Origin of the sequence: Streptomyces sp. NPDC046977 (assembly GCF_040644455.1) — a bacterium.
In the GTDB taxonomy this organism is placed as follows: domain Bacteria; phylum Actinomycetota; class Actinomycetes; order Streptomycetales; family Streptomycetaceae; genus Actinacidiphila.
The window spans coordinates 173201-195254 of the sequence record NZ_JBEYWO010000007.1 but is presented as its reverse complement, the minus strand read 5'-3'; the positions used below and the strand labels follow the sequence as shown (position 1 = coordinate 195254).

15 protein-coding genes and 3 pseudogenes are annotated in these 22054 nt (G+C 65.1%); 9 read left to right on the top strand and 9 right to left on the bottom strand.

Annotated elements, in window-relative coordinates:
- Window positions 1–3: 3 nt before the first annotated feature.
- The 4 genes and pseudogenes from ABZ883_RS13435 to ABZ883_RS13420 all read right to left on the bottom strand — a co-directional run.
- A complete protein-coding gene (locus ABZ883_RS13435) occupies window positions 4–1563 on the bottom strand; it encodes an ATP-binding SpoIIE family protein phosphatase (protein ID WP_360905748.1) in 1560 nt (519 codons plus the stop codon).
- A gap of 116 nt (window positions 1564–1679) precedes the next feature.
- Window positions 1680–2735 (bottom strand): PP2C family protein-serine/threonine phosphatase, encoded by a 1056-nt coding sequence (locus ABZ883_RS13430; RefSeq protein WP_360905747.1) that lies wholly within the window; start codon window positions 2733–2735, stop codon window positions 1680–1682.
- A 1038-nt stretch (window positions 2736–3773) separates the two neighbouring features.
- Window positions 3774–3904 (bottom strand): annotated as a pseudogene (locus tag ABZ883_RS13425) (IS3 family transposase); the annotation flags it as partial.
- A gap of 119 nt (window positions 3905–4023) precedes the next feature.
- Window positions 4024–4116, bottom strand: a pseudogene (locus tag ABZ883_RS13420) (IS3 family transposase); the annotation flags it as partial.
- Between ABZ883_RS13420 and ABZ883_RS13415 the strand changes: the two are divergent.
- The 3 genes from ABZ883_RS13415 to ABZ883_RS13405 all read left to right on the top strand — a co-directional run bounded on the left by ABZ883_RS13415 (window position 4096) and on the right by ABZ883_RS13405 (window position 9125).
- Entirely contained in the window at window positions 4096–4218 is a 123-nt protein-coding gene (locus tag ABZ883_RS13415) for a hypothetical protein (RefSeq protein WP_360905861.1), read from the top strand. The pseudogene ABZ883_RS13420 and the gene ABZ883_RS13415 overlap by 21 nt on opposite strands.
- 571 nt (window positions 4219–4789) lie before the next feature.
- The gene (locus tag ABZ883_RS13410) at window positions 4790–5371 is read left to right on the top strand and encodes a hypothetical protein (protein ID WP_360905746.1); all 582 of its coding nucleotides are present in this window, start codon (window positions 4790–4792) and stop codon (window positions 5369–5371) included.
- 697 nt (window positions 5372–6068) lie between these two features.
- A complete protein-coding gene (locus ABZ883_RS13405; RefSeq protein WP_360905745.1) occupies window positions 6069–9125 on the top strand; it encodes an AAA family ATPase in 3057 nt (1018 codons plus the stop codon).
- 131 nt (window positions 9126–9256) lie between these two features.
- On the opposite strand, the gene ABZ883_RS13400 is transcribed toward ABZ883_RS13405, so the two are convergent.
- Both ABZ883_RS13400 and ABZ883_RS13395 read right to left on the bottom strand, forming a co-directional pair.
- Window positions 9257–9640, bottom strand: coding sequence for a sigma-70 family RNA polymerase sigma factor (locus tag ABZ883_RS13400; RefSeq protein WP_360905744.1), 384 nt, complete (start codon window positions 9638–9640; stop codon window positions 9257–9259).
- A gap of 143 nt (window positions 9641–9783) precedes the next feature.
- Window positions 9784–11268 carry an ABC transporter substrate-binding protein gene (locus ABZ883_RS13395; RefSeq protein WP_360905743.1) on the bottom strand — a complete coding sequence of 495 codons (1485 nt, stop codon included), beginning with the start codon at window positions 11266–11268 and terminating at the stop codon, window positions 9784–9786.
- Between the two features lie 599 nt (window positions 11269–11867).
- Here ABZ883_RS13395 and ABZ883_RS13390 point away from each other — a divergent pair.
- From ABZ883_RS13390 to ABZ883_RS13365, 6 genes and pseudogenes are all read left to right on the top strand, one after another.
- Window positions 11868–13016, top strand: coding sequence for a hypothetical protein (locus ABZ883_RS13390; RefSeq protein WP_360905742.1), 1149 nt, complete (start codon window positions 11868–11870; stop codon window positions 13014–13016).
- A 25-nt stretch (window positions 13017–13041) separates the two neighbouring features.
- Window positions 13042–15474, top strand: a complete 2433-nt coding sequence (locus ABZ883_RS13385; protein WP_360905741.1) for an ATP-binding protein — start codon at window positions 13042–13044, stop codon at window positions 15472–15474.
- Between the two features lie 14 nt (window positions 15475–15488).
- The gene (locus ABZ883_RS13380; RefSeq protein WP_360905740.1) at window positions 15489–15938 is read left to right on the top strand and encodes a roadblock/LC7 domain-containing protein; all 450 of its coding nucleotides are present in this window, start codon (window positions 15489–15491) and stop codon (window positions 15936–15938) included.
- Between the two features lie 5 nt (window positions 15939–15943).
- Window positions 15944–16375, top strand: a complete 432-nt coding sequence (locus ABZ883_RS13375) for a DUF742 domain-containing protein (RefSeq protein WP_360905739.1) — start codon at window positions 15944–15946, stop codon at window positions 16373–16375.
- A 61-nt stretch (window positions 16376–16436) separates the two neighbouring features.
- Entirely contained in the window at window positions 16437–17054 is a 618-nt protein-coding gene (locus ABZ883_RS13370; RefSeq protein WP_360905738.1) for an ATP/GTP-binding protein, read from the top strand.
- Window positions 17055–17244: 190 nt separating this feature from the next.
- Window positions 17245–17404: pseudogene (locus ABZ883_RS13365) on the top strand (transposase); the annotation flags it as partial.
- A gap of 348 nt (window positions 17405–17752) precedes the next feature.
- Here ABZ883_RS13365 and ABZ883_RS13360 read toward each other — a convergent pair.
- The 3 genes from ABZ883_RS13360 to ABZ883_RS13350 form a co-directional block, all read right to left on the bottom strand.
- On the bottom strand, window positions 17753–18256 hold the full coding sequence (locus tag ABZ883_RS13360) for a transposase (protein WP_360905737.1): 504 nt from the start codon (window positions 18254–18256) through the stop codon (window positions 17753–17755).
- Window positions 18253–18918, bottom strand: a complete 666-nt coding sequence (locus ABZ883_RS13355; protein WP_360905856.1) for a transposase family protein — start codon at window positions 18916–18918, stop codon at window positions 18253–18255. Before ABZ883_RS13355 ends, ABZ883_RS13360 begins: the two co-directional genes overlap by 4 nt.
- A 266-nt stretch (window positions 18919–19184) precedes the next feature.
- Window positions 19185–21380 carry a DUF305 domain-containing protein gene (locus tag ABZ883_RS13350; protein ID WP_360905736.1) on the bottom strand — a complete coding sequence of 732 codons (2196 nt, stop codon included), beginning with the start codon at window positions 21378–21380 and terminating at the stop codon, window positions 19185–19187.
- Window positions 21381–22054: the final 674 nt, after the last annotated feature.

The following is a 22054-nucleotide window of genomic DNA, read 5'->3' as shown; positions in this document are numbered from 1 at the left end:
AAATCAGCGACCCTCGCAACTCTCCGTCACCACCGAATGTGAGACAGGGCCGTTCGTTGGACAGACCCACTGACCCTCGTGTGGGGATTCGCCGACCGCATGGGTCTGCTCGGCCCAGATGGTCTTGCCTCGCGGGTGATGGCGAGTTCCCCAGCGCTGGGTCAACTGCGCGACGATGAACAGCCCCCGCCCACCCTCGTCGAGAGTTCGAGCCCGCCGAAGGTGCGGGGAGGTGGTGCTGCCGTCGGTAACCTCGCACGTCAGCCCCGCGTAGCAGCGGATCAGTCGGAGACATACCGGCGGTTGTGCGTGGCGGATGGCGTTGGTGACCAGTTCGCTGACGATCAGTGCCATGGTGGTGGCGGCCTCGTCGAGGCCCCACACACTCAGCTTGCCCGTGACATGGCGTCGCGCAACGGAGACGGCAGCCGGGTCGGCGGGGAGGTCCCACTGCGCCACGGTGCTGGCATCGAGTGTGCGGGTGCGGGCGGCCATCACCCCGAGCTGGCGGTGACCGCAGACTGTCAGAAGGGCTTCCACCGCCGAATGACAGGTGTCGACGAGCGAGGACTGGTGCATCACCAACCGCTCAGGCAGTCCGGCTTCACCGGTCTCTGCCCCGGAGTTGCCGGCTGTCGCGGCGGAGTGGGCGTGCAGAAGGAGCACGCTGCCTGGTGTAAGGCGGATCTCGGCGGTCTGGACGTGCGGCCGATCTGTACCCAGAGGCTCGCCGATGGGCAGGTCCACGGTCGTGACCACGCCGTCGGGGGTGACGATCGCGGGCGCGGGATGCCCGGCACATGCCAGGGCGCAGTCTGCGCTGACGGGATCGTAGACCGCGTACAGGCAACTTGCGGCAACACCCGGAGCGCACGTGTTGCACCGACTGCCGGCTCGCAACCGAATGAGGACGTCCTGCAGATGCGTCAGCACCTCCTCCGGCTGCACGTCGATGTCGGCCAGAGTTCTCACCACGGCCCGTAGTTCGGCGACCATGGCGGGGGCAGGCGCCCCGTCTTCGGTCACGCTGCCGGCGACCAGCGCCACCCGGGCCCCGGGCAGGGGGATCGCGTCGAGCCAGTGGGCCTGGGGCCCGCCGTCGATATTGCTGTCGCAATGGGAGAGTTCCACGGCAGCGGACTGTGGCAGATTGCCCGTGAGGCGGCCGCCGACCAGAGCCCGAGACGTCTCGTCAGCGCACTCGGCAGGTGTGGTGGAAGCGGTCGTCCCAGCTTTCAGGCGCCATCGGATGCGGCAGATCACAAGGCTCGCACCAAGGGAAAGAGCCGTCGCGCAGATCACGACCGTCCTGCCCCCGTCCGACACTCCTGAGATGGCGAAGCCATAGATGGCCACGCTGGTCGCCAGTGTCGAAGCCCCGATGACGAGGGTGTGGCGGACCGGCAGGAGGGCAGCCGCTATGAGAGGTGCCAGCACGGAATAGTCCGACCAGCGCACCAGCCCGACAGCGGAGGCCTCTAGTTGTACCGCACAGGTCACCCCCAGGTAGAGGGCCAGGATCGCGCTCGGCCGCCAGAGCGGGGAAAGCGTGGCTGTGGTCATGCTCGTCACCGTCCTTTCAGGTTGTGACGCTCAGCACCTTCAACACCGTGCGTGTCGTGTGCGACGTGCCGACCGAGGCCTTGGCTGGCAAGGCCGGTGGTCAGGGTTTGGGATGGTCATGGTGCGTCTCCGAAGCGATCCGGACGTGGTGGGCGATGGACGGCTAGTAGGGCCAGGTCGTCCTTGAGGTGCCGGCCCGCATAGCTGTCTATGTCGCAACTGACCTGGTGCAAGAGGCGGCTGGGGTAGCCCCAGTCCCATGTCGCGGCGCGGTCGAGGACGGGAAAGAAGTCCCCGGTGCTGTTCCGGGCTTCGGCAAGGCCGTCGGTGTAGAGCAGGAGGGTGTCACCACAACCGAACGCGGCAACGTCGAGGTGGAAGGCGTCGGGAGTGTCTCCGGCGAGCCCCAGTGGCGGGGCTGGCTGCGCCATGGGCAGTGGGTTCACCTGTCCGTCGTGGTGCAACAGAGGTGGCGGATGCCCGCAACTGACGGTCTTGACTTCGTCTTCGTCGTCGGCGAGTTCGATCAGCAGTGCCGTGGTGAATCGCTCTGCGCTGTGCGGGTCGCGGTCGGCCAGTTCGCCCAGGTGCCGGCGGACGCTGCGTTCCAGCGAGGCCGCCAACTCCGGCAGGGTGCATCGCCGGTGAGCGGCTTCACGGAAGGCACTGAGGACCGCTGAGGCGTCGTCGATGGCGGGCAGGCCCTTGCCGCGGACATCGCCGATGAGAATGCGGGTGGCATCACCGGTTCGGGAAGCGGCGTACAAATCGCCGCCGACCAGAGCGTGTGCCGTTGCGGCGCGGTACATCGAGGCGACGCGAAGAGGGCCCAACTCCCCTGGGACCGGGCGGAGCAGGACCCGCTGTGCCGCCTCAGCGACAGCACGCACCTGGGCGAGCTCTCTCAAGTCGCGGTCGTGTACGGCCCTGGAGACGAGAACGAAGGCAGAGACCGCCAGTACTGCGCCGATGTGAATGGGCATCAGTGGTGAATGGAGCAGGCCATCATTTCGGTCGACGACCACAACTGCCGCGGACGCAATCAGTGCGACGCCGGCCGTGAATCGGGTTCGCGCATAGGCTCCCGTACAGGTGGGGGCTGCGACGAGCAGCGGAGACAGGTGGACTGCCAATGGGGCGAACGATGCACCCAAGGTGATCGTCGCGATCAACAGGAGCGGGGGCACCACCCCGGTACTCAGAGATCGGGTACTTACGCTGCCTGCTCTCGGCCACTCGCGACGGTCGAGACCGGACCCCAAGAGCAGGCGGGACCCACGACCCGGGGCATGTTTTGTGACGGGTATGAGCGAGAAGAGATGCATAGCGAATCGTTAGGGTCCGACTTTCATGGATAGGCCGGTTTGTGTTATCGATGGGGCGTGGCTTTGGCCGTCATCACCCGCGAGGGCGAGCGAGGAACTCGATGCGTCCGCCGAATGCAGCGGGGCCTAGCAAACGATTCCCGACCAAACGGCGTCCTACGGTCCGGCGGACAGCCGGTCAAGCCTGTGATCGTCCGATCTGGGAATCAAGGAAGAACGCCAGGAGTCCAGCCACCACTGACTACCGCTCGCGGACCCGCAGTTCCGCGCGCCTCCTGTGTCCTGGAGAGACAGCGAGCCCAGGCAAGACACCGCACAGGCGCGAAGCCTCGGCGTATGTACGGCTCTGCTTGGATCACGGCTCCGCCGTCCTCCGACTTTCCGTATCGCGGAATACACTTTTCGGTATCCGGTTCAACTATGCGGCCAATGATTCGTAACGTCAAGTGAATGCAGGCAGCCCGGACGGGTCCTAAGTGGCGGGCGCAATTTCGCATCCAATCGCGTCTCATCGGGGAGGAGTTGAACGAGACCGAGGGAGGGGTGCGTGCGAGCCGAGCCGAATGTCGAGTGGCATGTCCACGCCGCTATTCGAATACGGCATCCGCCGTCGATCAGCGAGTGATCGCCGTTCTGGCTCGACATCCCGTAATTGTTTGACACCCTCACAAAAGACGATCGCAGCTTGTGGCGGGGTGCCGGTTCCAGAATGTACTTGCCTATCCCGGCGCTACCGCCTACGACACCTTTGCGGCCGCGCATCTGGGGCGTTGACGAGTGGACCGTGGTCACGGTCGCACGCGCAGATGGAGCGCTGCACGACTGCCCCGGCAGCCGCGGTCCAGGTGGAAGATCAGCCGGACCGGCCGGGCGGCGGGTGCGGTAGGCGGCCCGTAGGGCGTCGGCGACCAGTTCGGTTCGCAGGTGGTCGGCAGTGGCCCAGCCGACGACCCGGCGGGAGGCGATGTCGATGAGGGTGGCCAGGAGAGCCAGCCCTCCTCGGTGGCGATGTAGGTGCCTCGCCGCACGAGCGGGTGTCGACTGCGGCTGGATCTGGCTGGAAGTTGCGCAGGACCAGGTCGGTCGGGGCGGGTGGCAGCGTGCGGGTCGGGGATGGTGCTGCGGTGCGGCCGGCCAGTCCGGCCAGGGACATGAGCCGGGCCACCCTGCGGCGTCCGCAACCGACACCCTCACTCTGGAGAACGGCGTGGACGCGCGGGGCCCCGTAGAGCCGCGGGACTGCTCGTGCACGGCCGTGATCTGCAGCGGCAGCTCGGCGTACCTCGGCTGCAAGAACCCCGCGATGACGATCACCGCGCTGAGCAGCTGATCGGACCCGTTCCACCTGGCGGGGTGGGCACCGTCCGGTGCCCGCCCCGCCTCCCCGTTGCAGGAGATTCCCGAGATGTACGCACCCGTTACGCACCGGACGACCGCGACCCTCGCGCGCGTCCGCACCGCCGCCCTGGCCCTGCTCCTGGCCTGTGCGTTCACCGGCCTGAGCGGCGGCCCCGCGCGGGCGGCCGACGGCGACGTCACCTGGACGGTCAGGACGGCCGCGAACGGGTACGGCGACGACCGGTCCAGCTACAGCTACGACGTGAACCCCGGCGGCCAGGTCAAGGACGCCATGGTCGTGGCCAACCACAGCAAGACCCCGCTCCGCCTGGCGCTCTACGCCGCGGACGGCTACACCACCGCTCGACCTGCTCACCAAGGACAAGAAGTCCGTCGGCATCGGGGCCTGGGTCCACGCCGACCGCGACAGCGTCGAGATCAAGCCCGGCAAGACCGCGCAGATCCCCTTCACCGTCAGCGTTCCCGCCAACGCGACGCCCGGCGACCACGTCGGCGGCATCCTCACCTCCCTGAAGCAGTCCGACGACGCCGCGGGCATCAACGTGGACCGGCGCCTGGGCATCCGGGTCAAGCTGCGGGTCAGCGGCGCGCTCAAGCCGCAGCTGGCGGTCGAGAACCTGCACGTCGACTACGCGGGCACGGCCAACCCGTTCGGCAAGGGCGACGCCACCGTCACCTGCACCGTGCACAACACCGGCAACGCCACCTTGTCGGCGCGCCAGGCGGTGTCCGTCACGGGCCCGTTCGGATGGCTGCGCGCCCGGGCCGGCGGTATCGCCGCCACGCCGGAACTGCTCCCCGGCGAGAGCTGGAAGGTGAAGGTTCCCGTCCACGGCGTCGCGCCGGCCGTGAGCCTGACGGCGGAGGCGACCCTCTCCCCGCTCCTCACCGACGCCTCCGGCACCACGACCCCCCTCAAGGAAGTCCAGGCCACGGCCCACGGCTGGGCCGTACCGTGGACGCTGCTCGTGCTCGTGGTCGTCGTGATCGCGGGCCTCGTCGGCTGGTTCCTCCTCGTACGCCGCGCCCGCTCGCGCCGCAAGGTCCGCGAGGAGGCCCGGGTGCAGAGCGCCGTCGAGAAGGCCCTGCGCGAACGCACAACGCCGGAGAACGGTCAGCGCTGATCGACTGCGGAGCCAGGAGCCTTGTTGTGTGTGATTCCCCTCCGACCCGAGTGAGGGCTCTGCCGTGGCTGTGTCCGGCTCGCGCCCATTATTGGGGGGGTTCGGGCTGTGCACCTGCTGAACATGCGGCCCTCTCCCAGATGCCGACCCGATGAGGCTCTGCCTGCCTGGCCACGTGGACCGTGCCATCGGCCACGCGGTCCGCCGCTGCGAACACGCCCGGACGGGAGCTGGCCCGGGTGACATCACGAGCCGAGCTTCAATCCCGACGGCGGCGGTCACACGCGCACTGCTCCTGTGCAGGGCAAGGCGGGTCGGATACCGCCTCTGGTGGGCTGCTCGCTACTGCGGGGTCCTCGGCGCAGTTGCAGCGCCGAGGTCGAACAAGATCAACGAAAGGGAAATTTCGCCTTGACTTGGAGTGACGGATGTCGCAGATTGGAAGGAAGTATCCGTAGAGCGGAAGCATTGCCGCGATGCGGCGGAAATCCACACGTGTCGCGGCAGGACATCGCCGGTCGACGTGCGCAGATGATGTCGCGCATCGTTGGTTCTGCGACAGCCAGGCGCTATGTCTACTTGCGGCGCGAAGTGAGTGGCAGGTGGCGAGTGGCTTCTCATCGCGCTCGACTGTCGAACCGGCCAGCATTGCGGAATCCAACAACGATGCCCACCGAAGCCAGTATGTGAGCTCCACATGACACAGGTACTTGTTAGTCCGCTTTTCGTCGGGCGCGCCGATGAGATGGCGACACTGAGGCAAGCTCTTGAAGATGCGGTCGCGGGAAGACCGCGAATGGTGCTCGTTGACGGCGAGGCCGGCGTAGGAAAGTCGCGCACGGTTCAGGAACTGGCGAGCGTGGCCCGGTCCTACGGCGCCCTGGTCGCTGTGGGTCGCTGCGTGGAGACCGGCGGGGAGGAGATCCCCTTCGCGGCACCACTCGAGGCACTGCGATGGGTCCTTCGCAGTACCTCCGGGGCATCGGAGCCGGAGGGCGGAGCGGCCTTGGTCGACGTGGCAAGGGAGTTGTCCGGGACCGCGCTAGCCGGACGAGCCTTGCTGCCGCCGGGCGCTGAAGGAGCATCCGGGGGCAGCGATGGCGCGGCGCGTCTGTTCGAGCTGACAGTTCAGTCGATTCATCGCGTCTCTGTTGAACGTCCCTTGCTCTTGGTGCTGGAGGATCTGCAGTGGGCCGATGCGTCAACCAGGCAATTGCTCCTGCATCTGTTCAAATCACTGGACACCGGTCACCTGATGATCGTCGGGACCTACCGCTCCGACGACTTGCACGGACGCCACCCCTTGAGCCCCTTCTTGGCCGAGGCGACGAGGCTGCGGGATCTGATCCCGGTCCAGCTGCTCCCCCTGAAGCGGGAGGACGTGAGCGCACAAATGGCGGCCATTCTCGGCGCCAAGCCGCACCCTGCGGAGGTGGACAGGGTCTTTGAGCGGTCTGAGGGCAACGCCTTCTTCGTTGAGGAACTGGTTCACGCCTGCCGCAACGGACTTCAGGGCAAGCTTCGCGACTCTCTGAGTCAACTGCTTCTGGCCCGCCTCCACGTCCTGCCGGATGCAGCACAGGAGGTTGTGCGGATTGCCGCCGTCAGCGGCGGAGACATGTCGCACAACCTTCTCCGCAAAGTCGCTCAACTGGCCGATCAGGAACTCCTCGCGGCGGTGCGTCTGACCGTCGACTGCCAGCTTCTGCAACCTACTCCGGACGGTGCGGGCTACGAGTTTCGGCACAGCTTGGTAAGGGAGGCGGCTCACGCGGAGGTTCTGCCCGGTGAACGCATTCTGTGGAGCCGACGTTGCGCCGAGGCCCTGGAGAACGAACCTACATTGGTGCAGCCGGAGGAGTACAGGGCTCGTCTTGCCGGCTACTGGTCCGGGGCGCAGGTCCCGGCCCGAGCGTTCCATGCTTACGTTGCCGCCGCCGCGTGCGCCCGGAGCAGGTATGCCCATGTGGAGCAACTACGGCTTCTCGGGCACGCGATCGAGCAGTGGCATCAGATCCCGTCCGACACGCGTAGGTCATTGCGCCTGCCACGAGACCCCTTGACAGACCGGACTCCCCTCCCGACGGGAGCGGACGGGTTTGTGTACGCCGACCTGCTGGCCGATGCGGCGGCAGCTGCACGACTCAGCGGCGAACGGGAGCGTGCCATGGCTCTCTGCAAAGAGGCGATTGCCCTTCCGGAAGATCACATCGATCCTTTGCGGCGTGCCTGGTTCTGGGTGGAACGAAGCCAAGTGGCCCACGAGCTCGGTACCGGGGACGGTCGGCGCGAGCTTGAACGGGCCGAGGAAGTCGTGCATGCACAGTCACCGTCGCCTGTGCAGGCTGAGATTCTGGCCCGCACCGCCGCTTGGGGTGCACGCCATCAGCCGGGCCCGGGTAGCAGGGACGATGTCGAGCGAGCCATTGCATACGCGCGAGATGTAGGCGATTACCCGCGGGAACTGGACGGCCGGGTGACTCGCGCGTGGCTGCTCGCCGGGACGGAGCGTTTCACGGACAGTGTTGTCGAGCTGCAGGATGTCCTGCAGCGAGCGCAGGAAGCTGGATTTATCGCGGTCGTCGGCCGTGCGTGCATCATGCTTCCATCGGTATTGGAGGGAATGGGGCGATCTCGGGAGGCCGTAGCAGCAGCTGAGGAGGGAGCAAGGTTGTGCCGAAGTCTTGGTCTGGCCAATGCCGAAGCGCGGGTGCACTGCAACCGGGCGGTGTCGCTCTTCTCCCTGGGGCTCTGGAGGGAATCCGTCTACGCCGTGAGTGAGGCCGAGCGGCTGGGGCGTTCTCCCAAGGCTCTCGGAGTGGTGGCAGCGCTGAGAGCGGGCATGGCATCCGCGATCGGGGATCTTGACGAATCGGCGCGGCAACTGTCCGCGGCACGGCTCACGTTCGGAGATCATTACCCTCAGCCCCAGCTGATGATTCCCCTTGCCGGTGTGGCCGTTCACCTCGCGGCACAGGCGGGCCGGATGGCTGAAGCCCGATCCGAGCTTGCCGGCGCCCTGTCGCGCGGCCTGCCACCCGGCACCGAGCGCTATTCCCTCGGGCTGCTATTTGCTGGGGCTCAGGCGGAGGCGAACGTCCCGGCGGCAGGTGCCGGCCCGGAACGCGAACATGCCGTGAGCGTGATTCGTGAACACACGATCGCGATCCCCCCGCGAGTCCAGGTGTGGCAGGCATACCGGCTCATGATCGAGGCGGAACTTGCCTTGGTGACGGGAGAACCCGGCTCTGAAGCCTGGGAGGAGGCCATGCAGGCATTGATTGGCCTTGAGCGTCCATTCGAGTTGGCTATCGCTCGTAGTCGATGGGCAGCCCGGGCCCTGGCCGTGCACACGCCCCCGCAGGATGTGGAACCCATCCTGAGCCAGGCATGGCAGACAGCACGGTCGCTGGGTGCCCGACTCCTCCGTGACGACATCGCGCTGCTTGCTCGCCGGACCGGTATCGTCCTCGCTGCCGGCGACGTACATGACGAACCCGTCATGCCTGTCGAGGCTTCTTCGGCCGGCCATCCGGCCTTGAGTGCTCTGCTCCAGAGATTGACCGCTCGCGAAACGGAAGTGCTGGAGCTTGTCGCCCGCGGATACAGCAACGGTCGGATCGCGGCAGCGTTGTATGTCTCGACGAAAACTGTGAGCGCACATGTGTCACGAATTCTGGCCAAGCTGCGGGTGAAAAGCCGGACAGAAGCCGCGGCAATAGTCAATGGTTTGGGTCTTGAGGGCGCTGAGTAACGGGGCGGGGAACGTCGACTCGGCCGGCTGACACGAAGGCCTCTGGTGCGGCGAAGTCCGAAGTGTGCACCGCACCAGAGGTCTGCCTGTACCCCAGGGGTTCAAGGCCTCGTCAGGGTGACGCCGCCCAGCTATTCCATGGCAAGCCTTCTGAGGTTGCTAAGCGCGTGAGAGCTGCGCGATTTGACAGTTCCTACCGGTATCCTCAAAATCGCAGCCGTCTCACGCATTGTCCTGCCGTTCAGTTGCGTATGGAACAGAACGGCGCAATGCTCACGAGAGAGGTTTTGCATGAGGCTGACGGCTTCTATCGCCTCGAATACGCACTCGAACCGGTCCTGCTGACGCTCCGCATAGGCGCGAGTGTTTTCCACGTATTCGTTGCGAACGGCAGCCCTGCGGCTCTGGTCGATTGCCAGGTTTCGCGCGACAGTTCGCAGCCAGCTCATGACGGACCCTGATGACATGTAAAGCCGGTCGAGATGCATCCAGGCTCGCAGAAAAGTCTTTTGCACTAGTCTTCGGCCGTGCAGTGATCGCCCACCAGGCTTTTTGTGTAATCGAGGATTGCGGCCTGATGGCTCGACATCACCTTTGTGAAGAACGGGATCCTGGACGGCGGCGGCAGGTTAGATTCGTGCACAGATATTCGATTCTTTCACCACCACGAACCCCTGTCCATTTTGCGGATCTCCCAAAATCGGAAGACGGTGGAAATGTCGAGACTGGAGCCAAGGCCTTGGATGTCACGTTGAGCCACGATGCATTGGTTACTCTGCCACAGCGGGATTACCGGAACATCTTCGGCGACAATTTCCTGCAGCTTTCGGAAGTCTTCAGAAGCGTCGACCCGGTTGCGTTGGGCAGCAGACCGCTGGATCAGCACCGAAACCTTCCCGTCTTTGTAGTTGTTGCCCAGTATGTTCCCTGCGCCGAACAGCGGTTGAGTGAAGTTATCTGGATCGGGGTAGTCGGGGACCCAGCCGCGGATGTAGGCCGCGTAATCACCTGCGGTGATGCCGTCGGCGTATTCTTCCGCGTCGGCGATTTTGACATCGATGTCGAAGAGTCCGCTGGTGTTGAGCTGTTGCGCGATGGCCTGGGCCTCAGTAACTGTTCCCGAGCCGAAACGCACGGGTGTGGCCCAAAGAGTGAAGCTGACCTTTTCGGTGATACCCGCATCGGAGAGCACCGCCGCGGCCTTCATTTTGTCGCCGCCCTGGCCGTAGCGGTTGAAGTACGCATTGTCGTGCGCGATGATGCCCTTCGGCACCAATGAGTAAAGCGCGCTCGTGGTGTGGTGATATATGCCGGCGGTGATCTCGTCCCGATCGATCAAATAGGCCACCGCTTGACGGACGGCACTACTGGCGACAGTCGAGTCGGAGACGTTGAATACTAGGTGTTGGATTTCAGGCCCAGCGCCTTCTTCAACCTGCACGCCTGCATCGCCGGTGTTGTACCTGGTGCGGAGTGTGGCAACATCAGCGGGAGAAAGCCCGCGGTAAGCGAGGTCGACTTCCCTGTTTTGTAGGGCGCTCAAGAGTGTCGACTCGTCGTGGTAGAAGCGTACGGTCATCCCGGAGTTCTGCACCGCGGCACTTCCCCGGTATTGTCCATTGACGGAGAATGTGGCCTCGTGTCCTTCGGAATATGAATCCAGGCGATAGGGGCCGGAGCCCACCGACCGCCCGTCGGTACGCAACCTGTCCGCCGGGTATTCACGATGGTTGACGATCGAACCTGCACCCGATGCGATCTTCATCGGGAATGTTGCGTCTGAGTACTTGAGGTGGAAGACGACTCGGTCGGATGAGGGAGCTTCGATCCTGTTAATGGATTCAAGAAGGACGGCCGGGCCGTTCACGTCATTGATCTTCAGCGTTCGTTCGAAGGAAAAAGCGACGTCTTTTGCGGTGAGAAGGTCTCCATTGCTGAATCGTAGGCCCTGACGTACGGTGCATTCAAAGGTGCGACTTAGGGAATCAGTGAACTTGCAGCTTTTCGCAACATCGGGCTCGGGGGTGGTGCTATTTTTGGGGAATCTCAGTAGTGATTGGAATACGTTATTGAATACTATCCAGGAAGCGACGTCGTAGCCGGCGGCAGGGTCAACGGAGGTGAATTTATCCGTGATGCCCATCGTTATGCGCTCTTCGGTGCTATCGATTCCACACCCTGGGAGTGCACCCAGAGTCACCAAAGCGACGGCTGAAAAAGTCAGTCGTCTGACGTTCGCGCGCACAAAATTCTTCTCTCGTGAAGAAAGACGGGGAAGTGTATTTCCTGGGACGGGCCGGGCAGTATCACGGAAACGTCCGGTAGTGACTCGAGTTATTTCGCGATACGCGCCGGCCGGGGGAAGAGCGGAGGAGCTTGCCTTCCGCGGGCTTTCGGCGTTCAACCAATTGGTTGCGCTCGAAATTTCCCCTATGATCGGTCGATAATGCTTACAGCAAACAGGATCGCGAGCGGCTGGCACCCCGCCTACAGACTAAAGTAGCTCTTTGTCTGCTACTTAAGTATCGGCTGTTGCCGACGGAAGTCGCTCGGCAGATCCGGCTGTCTTCCTAGACTCGAAATTGATTGGAGGCTCGCAGTGTTCTGCGTCGAGAGACTCCGACAGAAGGTTCCACGGCAGGGCCTCCGCGGAGTGCCCAGTTAAGTCTGCCTGTCTCAAAGGTGACCTGCAGCGGTCGCCCGTCATTCCGTATTGTCCCCTCTTCACCAAATCCAGAGTCGATGAGACCTACACAGGCATTCACACATCTCAGGCTCCGTGCGGGCGCGCGACGCGTCGCCGTGGCAGTCGCTGTTTCTTTTTTTCTTGTTCCGTCGGTGCTGCTCTCCCTGCGCATCTGGGCGCAGGCGGAGGACGACATCGACCTGGCCCGGCGCCAACAACATGGCATCGCCTATGCCGGCGCCCTGTCCGGGCTGCTGTACACCCTGACCTCTACGGAGTCCACCGTTATCCGGGGGGCGGCGCCTGACGTTTCCACTCTCAATCACGCTGTCGGTGCCGTTGAGGCGACGGGCCTGGCCAGCGCGGATCTGCCTTTGGCTCGAAGTTGGAGCGCATTGCGTGAAGGCATCGGCGACCTGGGTGATTCTCCCGCTCGAGGTGCCGCGGCCTATGCTGCGTGGTCGAAGGCCGTCGAACAGTCCGTTCTCCTACTCAGTGCGGTGAGCGAGGACTCCGGTCTGTTGCTGGCCGACGCAAATGATCGATACTACCTGGCAGATGTCATCACACGGCGACTGCCACTGCTGTTGGTTGCGGCGGGCCGCATGGATGATCTCACCTTCCTGGCTGCCGCAACTCCGAACTCAGCCGAAGCACGCGTCCGGGCCAGTACCGCGCAGGCAGTGCTCGGGCAGGTCGCTGGCGAAGTCGCAGCGTTGCTCCACCAGAGTCTCTACCTGACCCAGGACGGCAGGCTCGGCCGTTCTCTGATCGCCAGTATGGATCGCGTGGCCGCAAGCGTGCTCGCCATGACGCCAATCCAGGACCTTGCTCCGGGGCCACGCGGGCTTCCCGACGCTGAGGCACTCTCCGCGACCCGGAAGCGGGGGGCCTCCGCGGTGGTGGCCATGAGCGAAGCCGGCTTGGATGGGCTGTGGGCGATGGCTGAGGACGCCCGAGGCGAGGCACGGCACAGCCGCGCCAGCGCAGTCGGCATCTGCGTGAGTGGGCCGCTCAGCGGCCTCTTGGTCGTACTCGTTTCTCAGCTGCTGGTCGCACCTCGCGGTGCCTCATCGGCGACCGGCGACGGCTCCGGACCCAGAGGTCGAGCGCATCGCAGGCTCAAGAGACGGTCTGCCGCAGGCACTGCGGGCGATTGGCCCACGCACCTCAGCATGCAGGAGTCGGCCGATGTGGCGCCCTAGGTTTGCGGTACGGCACAAGCTCGTCGTGATCGTAGCCGTGCCACTGGTGGTGGCGTCGGTGCTGGCTGCCCCACTGGCAGAGCAACGCCTGAGAGTCATACGTCAGGCCGGCCAGACTGCGTCTCTGATGCACGTGGCTGGGCCCATGGGTGCTCTGGTGGAGCAACTCCAGCGGGAGCAACTACTTGCGGTGGCACATCTCGCGGCCCCAGCCGCGTCGGGCGGGACTCTGCTCGCCGGGATGAACACGGTCGACATAACACTCGAGCATGTGCGTTCACTGGTCGATGACGTACCCAAAGCCCGTGAAACGCTGACGAACATGGAACAGCTGCAAGACCTGAGGTCTGAGGTACTTGCCGATTCCGTCGGCCCCCTAGAGGCGAGCCGTGGCTACGACCGCTTCGTCGTTGCGCTGCTCGATTCCCTGGAGTTGTGGCACCCGCGAGGGGACAGCGGGACGGACGCCGAGCGGCAGACTTCTCTGGAAGCGTTGCTGCGCAGTGACATTTCCGGCAACAGTGCGGATGCTGCCCTGTTGGCGAGTTTGGTCCGATCTCCAGAGAAGCAGGCAGCTGAGGTCGTCACGCAGCAGCAGGCGCTGCAGTCCTTGTGGGCCCAGCGTTTTCAGCATGTCGCGGAACCTGGTTACGCTCAGCTGGCGCGCGTCAATTCAGGCGGTTCCATCGCGATGCGCGCACTTGAGTACAGCACTCAGGTGCGGCGCGAGGTGATGGCCCCGTCGCTGTCCCCCGAAGCCCGGGCCCGCCTCCTCGAAGAAGCAGCCAACACCTTCCTGATTCAGGCAGAACTGCGGCTCCTGGTGCAGCACACGATCGCCCGCGACGCCGAGCAGGCCGCAAACGCCAAGGCTCACGAGGCAATGCTCGACACGGTCACCTACGGTGGCGCTCTAGTCTTGGTCCTTGTCGCGCTGTTGTTTCTGAGTATCACAGTCGGCCGATCGGTTTCGCTTCCGCTGCGAACGCTGACGGAAGCGGCTGCCCGCGCTGCCGACGCGGCAGAGCGCGAGTTGCAGCGAATCGACGACGACGTGATGGCGGAGCCCTTGGATGCCGGCCCCCTGAAGGTAGCCATGAAGCGTTCCGACGAAATCGGCCAGCTGTCGGAAGCGGTGGACCGAGTGCAGTCCGGAGCCTTGGACCTGGTCAGACGGCAGCAGATGAGCCAGCGGAACGTGGCCGCGATGTTCGCCAGCGTCGGACGGCGCTCCCACAACCTCGTGAGCAGGCAGCTGTCAATGATTGACGACCTGGAGCGAGAGGAGACCGACCGCGCGTTGCTGGAGAACCTCTACCGACTGGATCACCTCACGAACCGTCTGCGCCGCACCGCGGCCAACATCGTGGTGCTGTCAGGTACTACGGAACGTTTCGGTTTCGGTAAGCCAGTACCTGTCGCGCATGCGATGCGCTCGGCGCTGGCTGAGGTCGAGGACTTCCAACGGGTTGTGCTGACCTCAGTCGTGGACCTGCACCTTGCGTCCGAGGTTGGGCAACCGCTCATCTCGATCATGGCTGAGCTGTTGGAGAACGCCCTCTCCTTCTCACCACCCGACACGGTCGTCGAGCTGTCTGCCGCGCACGTCTCGGGTGGTTGCTTGATCGCCATCAGGGACAATGGCGTCGGGATGAGCGAGCAGCGACTCGTTGAGGAGAACGCCCGTATCCGGAGCCGTGAACGTCTCGACCTGGCGCCCACGGACACGCTTGGGCTCTTTGTGGTCGGCCGGCTGGCCCGGCAGACGGATGCCGACGTTTCTCTGTCCGCTGGAGAGGACGGCGGTGTCACGGCATGGATCACAGTACCGAGGCGGCACCTGGTGCCACCCCCAGGCGGTTCGGGCTCGAATGCACGCGCGGCTCACGAGAGCTCTCCAAAGGAGGTCCAGGCGTATGCACTGGACGTCGCGGAGGCGCCATCCGGTGTCCTTGGCGGGCGCCAGGGCGGATTGCAGGCGGCCCTCCCACGGGTGCAGGGGATTGGCCCGCACACGCGTCAGGTATCCGGTCAGCACACTGAATCCGGACTCGACACAGCCACGACGACTTCGCCTGCCCTCTTTGCGACGTCACCGCAAGCAGATCTGCTTCATGCCTTCCTTGGCGATCTGCACGATGCCCTCAGCGAGCTCGGGGAGATCAGTCCCTGGCCCGCATTCGGCAGCGTCGACGCAGGCGCTGATGGCACTCGGTCGCGGGCACAACCCCGTGGCTCACGCACGGGCGCTGAGCAGTCTGCAGGTCCGCCGCCTGGCGGCGAAGGACTTGTGCGGCGGGTGCCAGGTGCAAATCTGGCTACGGACCTCCAGCCCTCGGGAGCCGTGCAGGCTCACCCGCGCCACGACCCAGACGCATCGCGCGCCCTGATCGACGACATCCAGTACGGCGTTGCCCGAGCGCATGCCGCGCATCTCCAACGACCCACCACGTTCTGAGCAGGAGAAACACGATGAGTTTGGGCTATGAGCCTTCCGGGCCCCTGGGCCTCAGCTCCGAGGCGAACAATTTCAACTGGCTCCTGCAGGCCTTCTCTGCTCAGACATCCGGCGTCACTGACGCTGTCGCCGTTTCCTCTGACGGTCTGCTCATCGCTGCCTCCCGAGCTGGAGACCGCGCGACGGCGGACCGACTTGCCGCGGTGATCTCCGGTATCACCAGCCTGGCGTTCGGTGCGTCAACCACCCGCAACCTCGGAACGCTCGACAAGGTGATCGTGGACTATTCCGGTGGGTACCTGCTGGTTGCGTCGATCGCCGCCGGATGCGTTCTGGGCGTCGTGGCGGAGAAGGGCGCGAGTCTGAGCAACTTGGCTTATGAGATCACCCTCTTTGCCAATCGTGCAGGCGAGACACTCACGCCGCGCCTCATCAACGAACTCAAGAACTCGTCACAACAATGACCACTGTGGACCCCGAGGAGGACGTATTCTTCGTCCGTCCTTACCTACCGAAAGACGAGCCGCTCTCCCGTCTGGACCTCCCCCGGCTTGCCGCTGACCAGGAGAGGCCGCTGCGCCCTTTTCTGCTCACGGGCGGGCGTGTCGTTTCCGCTTTGGGTGCCCACAATCTGGAATCGCAGATCGTGAGCACCCGCGAGGGGCTCATGGCCTGCCACGCTCTGGGATTCGAGCACCGCGACATCGTTCTGCTGTGCGCGGTACCCCAGTCGATCGCCGAGGTTTCGGCGAAACTCTCACTCCACCTCAATGTGGTACGCGTACTGGTCGGGGACCTGCAGCAGGGCGGCTACCTCACTGTCAACGCCCTGGATCATGACGCGTCGAGCAGCGAGGACACGCTCCGAAGGATCATTCGTGCACTCGAAGCCATTCGCTAGGGTACTGCCCCCGCAAGCCGCAGGTCGTGTCCACACTCTGCCACCAAAAGCACCGACGCCGGTGAAGCTGGTGATAGCCGGCGGATTCGGGGTCGGCAAGACCACTGCCGTAGCCAGCATCTCGGAGATCACACCGCTCACCACGGAAGCGCTGATGACGACGGCCTCGGTGAAGGTCGACGACACCGCTGATACGCCTGACAAGACCACCACCACCGTGGCCCTCGATTTTGGATGCCTTACCGTCGACAATGCAATGAAGCTGTATCTCTTCGGTACGCCGGGACAAGACCGTTTCGGCTTCATGTGGAACGACATCGCGCGCGGCGCTCTGGGCGCCTTGATCGTCGTGGACAGCAGGCGCCTTCAGGACGGGTATCCGGCGGTCGACTACTTCGAGCGTCTCAATATGCCATTTGTGGTCGCTGTCAACCTTTTCAATGGCTCTCTCCATCACGACCTCGACGCCGTTCGCTGGGCACTGGCGATCCATTCAGGGGTGCCTGTCGTCGCATTCGACGCCCGTGACAAGTTCTCCGTCCGCGACGCCTTGTTGGTACTGCTGCGTCAGGCGCTCGCGGCTGTACGTTCGCGCCGTAAGGCACGCAATGCTGAGTACGATGCGCAACCGGTCTCCTCGTGGAATGAGCAGGATCCAGCCCAGGGGGCTGCACGGTAAGTGGACGATGATCCACCGGTCATGGTCGGCGTGGGTTCGAGTATGGCTCCCCGGTTGGGTGATCTTTGCGTCGGGGCGCATGACGGTAGGGCCTGCACAGCCCGGGGTTGTCGAGACCGCCGGGCTCGCTGGAGGGTTACTGCCACCGGCGGATCTTCACCTCGGCTCCCGAGCGGGGGAAGTCGTGCGACGGCCTCCCGCTCACCCGGCGGCGGCACCGAAACCGTTCAAAACCGGGCCCGGAACAGCCTCCCGGCTCGAAAAACAAACACCGGGCCACACGTCACGACGTCGGAAAGACGGTCAAACGCGCCGATCCGATCAAGGAATACCAGGCACGGCGAGGATAAATCCCAAGCTCAGGTCAGATCAACCAATTCCACTGAAGACCCGGGGCCGAAGCGGGCTGCCGAGTGGGGTGATCTGGGAATGCTGTGGTCGCACTGGGATGCCGCCTGGCGGGAAGGACTGCCAGTGCGGGCATCTGCCACCGCCTGCCACAGCGGTCTGGAACGGCTATCCGGTCGCCGTCTGGATGAAGAACCAGCGGACCGGCTCGCGGATGGCATCGGGCAGCGCCGTGAGGCCGGCATGTCTATCGGCTTCACGGCCGGGGCGTTGACGGAGGAGCGGCGGGATGCGCTGGAGGCGATCGACCCGTCCTGGTGCTCGTCCTGGCCCGTGGTGTGGCAGGGCTCCTACCGGCTGTGCCGCAGGCTCACGGAGAACGGCCAGCCAGTGCCGACCACACCCGGCGAGGTCAGCATGCAGGTCGAGTACCTGGGCGCGCGGTCGAGGCGCAGCGCCTCGGCTGCTGGGAGCAGCTGCTGTCCCTGTTCCCGCAGTTCGTGGACGGCTGCATGCTGTTCACGCAGCCGAGTCACGATCTTCAGCTCCTTTGGCGGTGGCTGGACCACCTGCGGCTCCACGTCCAACTCGTCGGGGGTGCCGGCAACTTTAGGCGGCGTTTCGACCAAGCGGGCGCGATGGGCGTTCACCGTCTTCTCGACTGCCTGACCGAGGTTGGCCCACAGGTGATAGCGGTCGGCGACCTGCTCGGCCTGTGGCGCCCCCATCCGTGCCCCCTCCCCGTATCCTGCTGAGCGATCGCGGCAGATCTTTCGCTTCGGGGTGATCGCGCAGCCAGGCGGCCAAGTCCTCGCCCTCGCGATGGCGTCCCTTCTCGTGGTGTAGCCGATCATGCTGGCGGAATCCCCAGGTCGTAGCCCGAATCATCCTCCCCGGAGGCCCTGTTGGGGCTCACCGAGCCGGGACCAGCGGTGATCGCACCACGGCCCGCAGGGGCAGGTGCCGGGCGGCTACGAAGCGGAGGAGACAGACCATGATCGGCTACACCACGACGGGGGACACGACCGCCCTCGCGGCCATCGAAAAGGTGAAGCGGACGGTGGGTGGCCATGTCGATCAGGACCGTGCCGTAATGGCGTCCCTTGCGGAAGGCGAAGTCGTCCACGCCCAGCACTTCCACCTCGCCGAGATCGGGCTCAGGCAAGGCCCTGACCAGCCGCAATAGCGTATCTCTGCCCACGCGGATGCCGACCGCAGCCGCCGGTCGGGTTCCCGCCCGGCCGGCCAGGGCCAGGCCGATCTGCGTCAACAGCTCGCGCAGCAGCGGAGTATGGCGACTGTGCGGGGTGGTCAGTCCCGCAATCTGCTCCGCGAACGTCACCACCGAACAGGCGGCATTCTCACAACGGAATCGGCGTATGGATAACTGGATCACGACGCCGAGCCCGCCCACGGCGACATCGCGCAACTCGCGCACATACCGGCCGTGCACGCGTGTCGATCCTTGGCCGCACCGGCAAACGGCGGTCGTCGATCGTGCCCGCGTCCTCAGCACCACCTTGTCCGGCCGTCGCTGGACCCCTTCGATCAGCAATGCGGACAGGTGCGGAAAAGCTCCAAGAGCACGTCACAAGAGCACACCGTGCATGATCGCGAACAGCTGACACGACCCGCTCAAGCGTCCGAATCACAAGATCGTCGACAGAACCAAGATCAACGACCTTCACGACCCGTCTCCACCTAATGTGAGACCGAGCCCAGGCGGGACGTTTCAGCGCCTGCGCGGTGAGCGGCCCGCGCGGTCCCGAGGGGAGGCCCAGGTCATGAGCCTCCCGCGGCGGGGGCGGGTTCCGGTGACGGTCCCTTCGCAGGGGGCATGGGCTGGTAGTGGTCCTGAACGGCGACGGGAGAGTCGCTGTCTGCCGGGGTAATGATCAGGTAGCGCCGGGAGGGTGCGGAAGCTGCGGACTTCGGTGGCGTCAGCACCTCGCGAAGGAGCCCGATAGCCTGGCCGATCTGTGCACCGGCGGCGTTGGTGGTGAACATGGTGAGCGCCTGCTTGCGACCGAAGGGCGCGGTGCGGTGCTCGGTGAGCCACAGCATGTAGTTCTTTCCGGGCTTCAGGCCTGTCGCCGCGACCTGCAAGAGGTCCAGGGCGCCCAGCGCGTTGACCGAGACGGTCGCGTGCGCGTGCCCGCCCATGCCCTTCGGAGCGGACAGTGTGAGGTGGCCCGCCTTGCCCGCGACCCCCAACGGCTGCAGGTTGGCTGTCCCCTTGCCGTGCGGGACGGCACGCGGCACGTAGAGCAACTGCTGGGGCTGCTGACCCACGGGGATCGTCGCGATCACCCTGTTCTCGAGCGTGTCGACGGCCACGACCGCGTCCTGGTTCTCCAACCCCACGTAGACGCGTGTGCCGTCGCCGGAGACCCAGATTCCGTGCGGCAGGTCCCCGGTGGGGATAGTGGTGACCAGGGCCGGTCTGGTTCCGCGACGGTAGACCTTGATGACGTTCTCGCCGCCCACGGTGACGTAGGCGAACTTGCCGGCACTGTTGTCGACGAGGGTGACGTGGTTGCTGATGGGCCCGCTGTCGATCGTGGCCAGGATGCGGAACGGCGGCCGCGCGCTCATCACCTGTGTCTTTCCGCTGTCCTTGAGGGTGAACCACACCTCGGTGCCGTCCCGGCTCACCGCCAGGTTCGGGGAGAACGGGCTGGCCTGCGGCACCCGGGCCACCACCCGGTACGTGCGGGTGTCGATGACATCGACTTCCGGGGTGAAGCTGGAGGGCACGAAGGCGTACTTGCCGTCCGGCCGGAACAGCACCATGCCCGGCCCGCTGGCCGTCGTGACACGGCGTTTCTCCCGCATCCGCACCGGGTCGATCACCGACACGTAGTTCTCGCCACGCACCGTGGCCCACAGCTCCTTGCCGTCGGGGGTGAAGAACGCCTCGTGCGGCGAGCGGCCGACGTACACCACGCCCTTCACCTTGTTCGTCGCGGTGTCGATCAACGTGACCGAGTTGGACCCGATGGACACCGTGGCCAAAGTGCGGTGGTCGGGAGAGAAGCCGCCCCCGTGCACGAGCAGTTGCTTCTTGTACAACGGGCTGAGCGAACCAGGCACCGGATCACCCAGACGGATCACCCCGAGCAGACGATTGGCGACGGGGTCGATCACCGAGACGGTGTTGGACGTCTGATCGGAGGTGTAGACGCGGTCCTGGCTCGATATCGGCAGCAGCGGACCCGCGGCATCCGACCGCGGCCGAGGTTCCTCCTTGCCTGGCTGCGCGATGGAGGGCGAGGCGTTCCGCTGTGCCGCGGGCTTGGCCGACAACCGGCTCTTCATCACGCCGATCTCCTGCTGCTGCGTGACGATGATCTCCTGCGCCAGCCGCCGGAGAACAGGGTCCTTGCCGTGCTCCAGGACCGCCTTGGCCATGGCGATGGCCCCTTGGTGGTGCGCCACCATCATCGCCGCGAAGTCGTGGTCGGGGTCACCGGTCCTGGCCGAGCCCGCCATCGCCTTCATCATGACCTGCATGCCCGCGTCCATCTCCCGGGTGAACGGCGCGGCCGCGCCCTTGCGGGCGGTGTGGGCGTGCATCGGGTCCGCTGTCCCGTGCTCCGCGGCCTGGCAGGCGATCAGGCCCAGGGCGACGATCGCCACGGTTCCTGTGAGGCGAAACCGGAGGTGCGTCCTGACTGCCATGTCCTTCTCCCAACGGTCCGCCTCGTTGCGCCGGCCGATGCAGCTGCGGCCGTGCCCGGACCTCAGTCTTTTCGGCTGCTGAAGGGTTGTCACCCGCAGGCGGGCAGGGGGGTGACGTGGCGCGCGCACTTCTGCAGCTGCGGCTTGGCGGTCCTGCAGGCCGATCTCGGCCGCGCGGGGACGTGCGGCGGCATCCATGAGTTCTGGGCTGATCTCGTCGATGGCCGCTCCGTCGGTGATGGCGACGATGGGGGTGCGGTTCGCTTTGCGCCAGCTGAGCTCGTACTGTACGTCCATGCCACTGAGGATGGGGATGTCCGGGCCGGTGAACAGGCTTTTGTCCAGTTGTTCGGTTTCGGCGAGTGCGGCATAGAGCGGGGTTCTGGGGGCGTCGCAGTAGTAGCCGCCGTCGCCCAGGCGGTGCCCGGCGCCCGGACGGCGAGGAGCCCCACGACGCCGGTGGTGTGGCGAGAGCGTGCTGTGGAGCCACGCCGGGCGCATCGCCTTCTTCTACCCCGCAGCAGGATAATGTCCTGCGCTCGATACTTGATCGGACGCGTCCGGTAGCAGGGTTCACGATGCCAGCCGTTTCCCTGGGGTCGACCGGAACGTTCTGATTGACATCTTGCAGCCGAGCCCCGTGTTGTCGACAGCTCGGTGCCGGAGCCGAGGGAAACCTTAGCGAAGATGATCTCCGTTACCAAGAGAGTTCGCGCCGACTCCACTACCTTGAAGTGAACATCGTCGCCAAGTTCCATACGCAACGCGGGGCGCTGGTCAAGCAACTCTGGTGTCCATCGTCCTTATTGACGGCGAGGTGATCACCACACCGCGCTGGCCGCCCCACCCGAGCAGCACAGGTCCCGGCAGAGTCTCCGTCGAGGCTTCGGCACTTCGAAGATCAGTCGGTGGCCGTTTGTCTATCCGGGCACCAACCCAGACGCCGGAACAACCCTCGGATCAGGTCCAAC

Bases quoted from the DNA above. Each gene is read 5' to 3' on its own strand.
- ABZ883_RS13435 (WP_360905748.1), bottom strand. From the start codon at position 1,563: ATGACCACAGCCACGCTTTCCCCGCTCTGGCGGCCGAGCGCGATCCTG.
- ABZ883_RS13405 (WP_360905745.1), top strand. From the start codon at position 6,069: ATGACACAGGTACTTGTTAGTCCGCTTTTCGTCGGGCGCGCCGATGAG.
- ABZ883_RS13395 (WP_360905743.1), bottom strand. From the start codon at position 11,268: ATGGGCATCACGGATAAATTCACCTCCGTTGACCCTGCCGCCGGCTAC.
- ABZ883_RS13390 (WP_360905742.1), top strand. From the start codon at position 11,868: ATGAGACCTACACAGGCATTCACACATCTCAGGCTCCGTGCGGGCGCG.
- ABZ883_RS13380 (WP_360905740.1), top strand. From the start codon at position 15,489: ATGAGTTTGGGCTATGAGCCTTCCGGGCCCCTGGGCCTCAGCTCCGAG.
- ABZ883_RS13360 (WP_360905737.1), bottom strand. From the start codon at position 18,256: ATGATCGGCTACACCACGAGAAGGGACGCCATCGCGAGGGCGAGGACT.
- ABZ883_RS13350 (WP_360905736.1), bottom strand. From the start codon at position 21,380: ATGGACGTACAGTACGAGCTCAGCTGGCGCAAAGCGAACCGCACCCCC.